Source organism: Acidovorax sp. Q11, assembly GCF_054950075.1.
Genome location: NZ_JBUDZG010000090.1, coordinates 1 through 938 on the forward strand (window position 1 = coordinate 1; position 938 = coordinate 938).

Sequence of the window (938 nt, forward strand, 5' to 3'; positions counted from 1 at the left end):
GGGTCCACCACCACATGGATGGGCGCATCGCGGAACGGCAGCAAGCCCGAGACATCGATCGTCAGTGTCTGGGACTGGCCCGTGCCCAACGCCGCTGTCAGCGTTGCCTGGCCCAGCACGGTGTCGGAGCTGGGGTCGTACTGGCCGTTGCCATTGCCGTCCTGGAAGGCCAGCACCGCCACGTTGGCTGGAGCCACCTGGGTGCCTGCGTTTCGCACTTGCACCTGCAGCGCCCCGGACACCCGCAGGGTCTGCGGGTCGGTCTGTGTGGTGTGGCGCTTGACGGACTGCACCTGCAGATCCAGCGTCAGCTGCGTCACCTTGGGTGGGCGCAGGCGGATCTGTCCCAGGTCAATGGCTTGCCCGGGCTGCAGCGTGTAGGTGGCGTTCAGGCCTTGGTACCCGGTGGCAATCACTTCCAGCTGTGCCGTGGCTCCGTCCAGACCGCTGAGGGTGAAGCGTCCATTGGCTTGGCTGACCGCATTGCGAACGACGTTGGTGTTCGTGGTGACGGTCAGTTGCGCGGAAGCAATGGGCTGGTTGGTGCCAGCATCCATCACGACACCGCTCAAGCTGGCGGTGTTGGCGTCCACTGGGGCCTGGGTGCTGGCGTACAGCTTGGGCGAATACTGCAGCGCGGTGTTGCCCTGGGGACTGCAGTTGAGCCGCGTGTTGGCAACGGCAACATCAAACCCGCTCTGGGTAACGCTGATGCGTGTATCACCCGAGACCAGGCCTGTGAGCACATAAGCACCGCTGGCATCGGTGGTGGCCGTACCCGTATTGGCTCCGCTCACGGTGACAGTGGCGGCGGCAACAGGTGTGCCATCTGCGGCCTTGGTGACAGTGCCAAGAATGCGGCAGTCCGCAGTCCCGCCAGGGCCACCTGCGGTGCTGAGCACCAGGCTTGGGGAGAAGTTCACCGTCTGGCCTGCCAG

At 65.1% G+C, this 938-nt stretch carries 1 protein-coding gene; it reads right to left on the bottom strand.

Going from position 1 to position 938, the window contains the following annotated elements:
* Window positions 1–923, bottom strand: a 923-nt coding sequence (locus ACYZGB_RS22795; protein WP_462391269.1) for a carboxypeptidase-like regulatory domain-containing protein, incomplete at its 3' end; no start/stop codon positions are given.
* Between the last annotated feature and the right edge of the window lie 15 nt (window positions 924–938).